At 37.1% G+C, this 6,250-nt stretch carries 3 protein-coding genes; all 3 read right to left on the bottom strand.

Annotated features, from left to right (window positions below):
• Nucleotides 1–489: 489 nt before the first annotated feature.
• On the bottom strand, nt 490–4,749 hold the full coding sequence (locus IQ226_RS08165) for a DNA methyltransferase (RefSeq protein WP_193894394.1): 4,260 nt from the start codon (nt 4,747–4,749) through the stop codon (nt 490–492).
• A 390-nt stretch (nt 4,750–5,139) separates the two neighbouring features.
• Nucleotides 5,140–5,616: a type II toxin-antitoxin system YhaV family toxin gene (locus IQ226_RS08160; protein WP_193894392.1), complete on the bottom strand. Its 477-nt coding sequence runs from the start codon at nt 5,614–5,616 to the stop codon at nt 5,140–5,142.
• Nucleotides 5,617–5,619: 3 nt separating this feature from the next.
• Nucleotides 5,620–5,943: a hypothetical protein gene (locus tag IQ226_RS08155; protein WP_193894390.1), complete on the bottom strand. Its 324-nt coding sequence runs from the start codon at nt 5,941–5,943 to the stop codon at nt 5,620–5,622.
• Between the last annotated feature and the right edge of the window lie 307 nt (nt 5,944–6,250).

The following is a 6,250-nucleotide window of genomic DNA, read 5'->3' as shown; positions in this document are numbered from 1 at the left end:
AACAAAAAATATCAAAACAACATCCTGAAAATCCTATAATCCTGAAAATCCTGATTCAGACAATTACCAATTACCAAACACCAAACAGAAAATTTATCAACAACATCCTGTAAATCCTATAATCCTGGACATCCTGATTCAGACAATTACCAATTACCAAACACCAAACAAAAAATATCAAAACAACATCCTGAAAATCCTATAATCCTGGACATCCTGATTCAGACAATTACCAATTACCAAACACCAAACAAAAAATATCAAAACAACATCCTGAAAATCCTATAATCCTGGAAATCCTGATTCAGACAATTACCAATTACCAAACACCAAACAGAAAATATCAAAACAACATCCTGTAAATCCTATAATCCTATAATCCTGATTCAGACAATTACCAATTACCAAACACCAAACAAAAAATATCAAAACAACATCCTGTAAATCCTATAATCCTGGAAATCCTGATTCTGACAATTTCCCCATTCCCTAAAACATCTCAATCTGTTTCACATCATTATTCACTTCCTCCTGTACCTTCTTCTTCCCCCCACCTTTCGCTTTTTTCTTCCCTTTATCATGCAAACCTTCGGCGACTTCTTCCGCGTATCTTTGATGATTTAATTGCAATAATCTATCTAATATTTCTCGTCTCGCATTTTCGCAAATCGTGAACCGGATTCCTTGTTTTGTCTCATGAAAATCATGATCTAATTCTATATCTTCCCAACCATAAGCAGCAGCTACCGCCTTATCCATTTCTATGTGTAATGTGCGTAATTGTTCTATGTCTGGGTTGGTTTCGTCGGGGTTGTGAAAACGGTTATAGGTTTTGGTTAATCCCTCTTGACGGGTTAACATGATATTTTGGCGGTGAGTGTAATATTTTTCGCCTATTTGTTCTAGGTTTGCTGTTGATGTGGGAAAGGGGAATGTTTCAAAAACATCTGAAGGAGTGTAACGCAACAGAGAAAGATTATATGAGCCATAAGTTCTTACCCAAATTTCATAAATATTACTATTTAACATTGCAAATCCATCAAAAGAATCTAAAGAAATAATGGCAATAGCAAGAGAAAAAACAAAATGAGTTGGTACAAATTCAAAAGTTACATATTTTGTAGCTTGTGATGAAATAGCTAATACTCTTTCCATTTTTCCGATTGTACTATAAAGTTCTATTGTAGGACGAGTAAATCTCCACCAAATCTCACGCCTTTGTTTATCTTTATTTTTATCTCTTTCTGGTTTAACTTTTTCTTTTACAATTTCTAAACAGTCAGGATAATCACTTGCATAAGGTCTACCTTTAGGTTTTTTAGGATCATCATGTTCAGCATCTAAAGGCCAATCTTTAAAATTAATTACCCAACGATTTGGAGATTGATCAGGATTAAAATTTAAATCTTCTCCAGTTAAATAATGATAAATTACATCTTGATTATTTGGATTCTTCTTAATAAGCGTTTGTGCTTCTTCAAGCGATAGTATAAAGCCAGTTCCCAGAACATAAGAACCGATAAAGGACTTGCCTGAATTAGCCAAAAGTCGGTTATGTTTTCCTTGAACTTTGTTAGGTACTGTTAAAAAAGAATTTATTTTAGGTACAATTTCTTGATCAAGTTGACAACTTCCTTTCCAATCACCTTTATATATCCAAATTCTCACAATAGTTACAGATGCTTGACCTTTCCAGTTTTCACTAGTCACTGCATGATAAATAGAAATATTCTCTTTAAGAATTTGGTCAAGTCCAACTTCTCTACTATCACCTTCTGATATTGCACTAGTAGTAGTTAAGCCAAGGGTACTTGATTTTGATTTTAATAAATGAATACAACGCAGAAAAAAGTAAGCAGAAATATCGGCACTGCCTTTTTTACCATTTGCAAGCCATTTAACAATAAAATCTCGATATTCTGTACCAAAACTACCAGTAATTTTTTGTCCACCCATAAACGGCGGATTTCCGACAATAGCATCAAAACCTTTTTGGTAATCGGGAACACTTCGACTTTCTTCAGTACCAGTTGGTAATGAAGAATTGGTAGATTTTGATTTTGACGACTTTGATTTTTGAGAACTCGCAGAATTAGCAACCAACGATAAAGAACTATCAATAAAAACTTCAGGAAATTCTAACTCCCAATGAAACGGACACAACTTATCAAAATCAGGTAAAGCCTTACCCATACCATCAGGAATATCCGCACCTTCCCGAAACGAATTTAATAAAGTTTTTCTTAAACCTTCCCTTTCCTTCTCATTCCAATTATTCAAATAACTCCCCACCAATAAATTACAACCTTGACGTAAATCAAAACTAATTGCTTCAGCCTTTGTCAATAAAAACGCCTTGCGATTTTGGTCTTCTGGAGTCAACACAGGTAAAGCCGCAATTTCTTGCCGTAACTCCACCACCTTATCAATTTCTCGGCGAATTTCATCTGCAAATAATTCCGGTGTTCCCGTAATATCTAAATTCCAATAACGCAACTGTTCCAAACTCACACCAATTAACGAATCACCACATTTAAAAGCATGATCTAAAAACGTAAACGGACGGTTTTTTTGCAACGTTATCAACCATAAAGATAACTTCGCCATTTCCACCGCCAACGGATTTTTATCCACCCCATACAAACACCTATCCGCAATAATCCGCCGCGCCACCGTCAAGCGTTCATCAGCTTCCTTGGGAATTACGCACTCCTGCGGTACAGATTTTGACAACGTACCCTCCGGCGCTACCACCACCTTACCAGGATTAGCCTTTTCCGCATTTTCCCAGGCTTCCACCAACCTTTCCGCCAAATAGCGACAAGTCTGCACCAAAAACGCCCCCGAACCCATAGCCATATCGCATATTTTCAACTGTAATAACTCAGCCGCAGATTTAAGTCGCCATTCCTGCTGCGGTTTCCCCTCCGCTACACCCTCATATACCAAAGGTTCTAAAGTGTACTTGACAATTTCCTCAGTTAAATTCCGGGGTGTGTAGTGAGTTCCCGTTTCCCTTCTATCAGTCCCCTGAGTCACATACACACTACCAGCAGGAATCACCACCGGATAACCCAAGGTATCCAAGCGCACCAACCCCGCCAAAGGACGCACCTGGTTAAACAAATCCAGATCATTATTACAAGCGGTTAATAAACGTTGTTCCTCATAGCTTGTCAATTCCACCTGCAAAGCCTTTTTTAAAGCCGTCTCTGACCTGCCAGTAGCTTTTTTGAGAAATTTAATCAAATCCTGATTATCTTCCAGCTTAGGCTTTTTATTTCCCACTCCCATTTCTAAATTCTTCATTCTAAATTCTTCATTCTTTATTCCCAATTCCCCAATCCCAATTTCCGGTTCTTGATACTTAGTCCCCACCAGTCCCAACACCGGGGAAGTTGCCCTAACTGCCGTATGGTCAAGTAACCCTTCATACACATGACCAATTTGTTCAATATCCAAAGCCCGGAAAGATAACCTGCGTGGTTCTACAGTTCCCGCGACTTTAATTTGTAATATCTGCAACGCTTCCAACAAATGCAACACAATCCGGTTATTTACGGGAATAGGTGCGGCTGAACTTGTTTCCCAGGTTGTCCCCTCCGTCCTTCCTTCCAAAAACGGAAACCTATCGGGGTTAAATAAACTCCCACCATAAGCCGGCAACTTTAAACTATCATGATCTACACCAGCATAAACCGCCCGAAAAGTTGCCAACAACCGACACCAAGCATCATAACGGCGTTCTAAAATTTCCTCCCCTTCCTTATCTGCTTTTTGCTGTAACTGTTCCCGAATCGTCGAAACCGCATAATACAGATCATAAATCGGGTCGCCCAACAATAGCAAACCCCGTTCCTCTGCGGAAAACAGGAATACCAACCGCATCATTATAGTTAACGCCGCTTGATAAAGTTGAGTTTCGGAAATTCCTGTTAATAAAGTCCGGTTTCTATCTTGGTCTATGCGGTCTAAAGCTTGTACCAACACCTCCACAGCCTTACGGACTTGATACCCCAGTTGGTCTGTAACTTCCTGTTGGTCTGTGAGACTATCAGCTAAAAGTTGTTCTAAAATTTGCGAATTATCAACACTAAAAAAGCGGTAAGCACTCAACAAACTTTTAAAAGCCCGCAAAGTGATATGTTCTTCTAACCACAGACTACCATACCAAGAAATATAACTAGCAGTTTCTCCCCTGGGTGCATTAACTAACATCCAATGTTCGCCATTTGTCACCAACCCCAACCGCACATTACAAGCGTGCAGTAACTCCATCATTCTTGTAGCCGGACTAGCTTTCCAACGCTTATCAATTAAAGATTTTTCTAGACTTTGGTTAGCGGGGACTATCTGCACCAATAACCGGACTTTCCCCTCACCTCCTTTTCCCCCCAGAGGTGCAGGTTCAACTACCACCCAGTCAGGACGTAAAGTTTCACCATGTTGGGCAATATTAGCATAAAGACCTGTGGGGATACTTTGCCCTTTTAATAGCACTTCATCAGGTAATTCTAAAGTCTGTTGTAAAACAAAATTCACCCAAGCGCGATGAATTGCTACCTCTGGTTTCACACCATTTTGATTATCTTGCCATTCTTGATAAGCTAACCGTAACATTTTTAAATGTTCTGGATCATGGGCATCCAAACCAGTGGGAAAAGCCTTTAAAAGTACAGGTAAACTCAGAAACGGACCAGAAGCTTCAACTAAAGATAACCATTCAGCGTGATGACGGGCGGTAGACATAATTGGGGAATTGGGAATAATTTGTCAGAATCAGGATATCCAGGATTTAAGGATGTACAGGATGGGATAACAATTGAAAATTAATTATCTGTTAAAAATCCGCGTTTATCGGCGTTTATCCGCGTTCAATCATCTATTATTTGTAAATAGTATTTTGTCAGAATCAGGATATCCAGGATTTAAGGATTTTCAGGATGTTTTTGATAAATTGTCTGTGAATAGTTGACATTATAAAATACTTTTACCTTAATAGTCAACTCATTATAATAGCCAGGGAATAAATTCCCTGTCTAAAAGCTAAAGTCGGTTAAAACCGACTATTTTTATGAGAAATTTTCTTATTTATTGTCTAAACATGGCTAACGCCACGCTACGCTATCAGACAATTCCCTATTTAAAATTATCTAAATTAGCTTCATTCATATATTCAATCATAAATTGATCCACATTTTCAGGAAAATCACCATTTTCAACTTTTTTAGTAAACACTTGGTAACAATCTTTTTTATCCCCTTCCTTACGCGGAAAACCTAACCACAAAATAATAATTATCTTTTGTTCTTTAAAAACCCTAAAAAACAATCTATATCTTTCTGGTAGTCCCATTTTTTTGAGACGACCATACTTTTGTAAAGGTTTTTGTAAAATGAAATATGACGCAAAAGGGTCTTGGGTAATTTTTTCTTTAATGCCAATATTTAACGCTTTTAATAATTTCGCGTCTGGATGTTTGATAAATTCCTCTGTGGGTAATTCATCTTTTAATTTTTTCACCTTATCACGCAATTCTATCCATTGATTATTAAATAGTGGGTAGAAAAATATCTGCCACCCATTACAAGTAAATGCAGCTTCCCTATTCTCCATTTCCTATTCCCCAATTTCTACATTTGCTACTAAATCATCTATTTCTTCGCTCATTTCCTGGGTATACATAACCAATTTATCAGGATTTTTTATAGCATCTTGCATGAGAAAATCTAAAAATAAACTTAACATCACACTTTCATCTTCATCATCATTATTAGTATCATTCGTATCTAATTTTACTAACAATGTGTTATCGGATAATACCTGTAAATAACCTGAAGCATTAGCTAAATGGGGATAATCTTTAAAAAAAGATTGCGGGAGACGAAACCCATTTTGATTACCAATTTTTGCAGGATTAATAGGATAAATTTTATCAGCCATAATGTTTTTATGTAACTGGTTTTTCCCAAGTAAATATTTTTATTATAACATAAGTTATAACTTATGTTATAATTCTTAACAATCACATCCTGAAAATCCTTAAATCCTGGTTATCCTGATATGGCTAACGCCACGCTATCAGACAAATAACAAATATCAAACACCACCCAGAAAATATCCAAATAACATCCTGTAAATCCTTAAATCCTGGACATCCTGTTCGCGCAGCGTGGCGTTAGCCATTTCAGATAAAAAAATCAAAAACACCCCATGAAAAAACCTAAAATTACATCCTGTAAATCCTCAA

It is taken from the genome of Dolichospermum sp. LEGE 00240, from assembly GCF_015207875.1.
In the GTDB taxonomy this organism is placed as follows: Bacteria; Cyanobacteriota; Cyanobacteriia; order Cyanobacteriales; family Nostocaceae; genus Dolichospermum; species Dolichospermum gracile.
This window is presented reverse-complemented; position numbering and strand designations above follow the sequence as displayed.

Coding starts and splice junctions, on each gene's coding strand:
- IQ226_RS08165 (WP_193894394.1), bottom strand. CDS start 4,749: ATGTCTACCGCCCGTCATCACGCTGAATGGTTATCTTTAGTTGAAGCT.
- IQ226_RS08160 (WP_193894392.1), bottom strand. CDS start 5,616: ATGGAGAATAGGGAAGCTGCATTTACTTGTAATGGGTGGCAGATATTT.
- IQ226_RS08155 (WP_193894390.1), bottom strand. CDS start 5,943: ATGGCTGATAAAATTTATCCTATTAATCCTGCAAAAATTGGTAATCAA.